Source organism: Brevibacterium sp. 91QC2O2, assembly GCF_024580695.1.
GTDB classification, from domain to species: domain Bacteria; phylum Actinomycetota; class Actinomycetes; order Actinomycetales; family Brevibacteriaceae; genus Brevibacterium; species Brevibacterium moorei.
In genome coordinates this window covers 1-255 of the sequence record NZ_JANIJY010000099.1, presented here as the reverse complement: position 1 = coordinate 255, position 255 = coordinate 1, and the positions used below count along the sequence as shown (strand labels likewise).

General features: G+C 63.9%; 1 protein-coding gene. It reads right to left on the bottom strand.

The annotated features are described in order from the left end of the window. On the bottom strand, positions 1-255 hold a 255-nt coding region (locus tag NQ036_RS15900), incomplete at both ends, for an IS110 family transposase (RefSeq protein WP_257060048.1).

Here is a 255-nt window from a genome sequence, read left to right as displayed (position 1 = left end):
GGATGTAGCCGACGAGGACGCCCATCGCGGCGGCGACCGCGACGGGGAGTGCGCCGATCGTGGCCGGCTGGTCCACCACGACGAGGACCGTTCCATGGCCGGTCATCTTGGTGATGACAGTCCGCAGTTTCGCCTCGTCTTGCGGTAGTGGCTTGTCGTAGAGCTTCTTGCCGTCGCGGTCCAATGCGACTGCGTGGTGTTCGGTCTTGCCGACGTCGATTCCGATGAACACGTCGACTGTGTCGTACCCGTCGA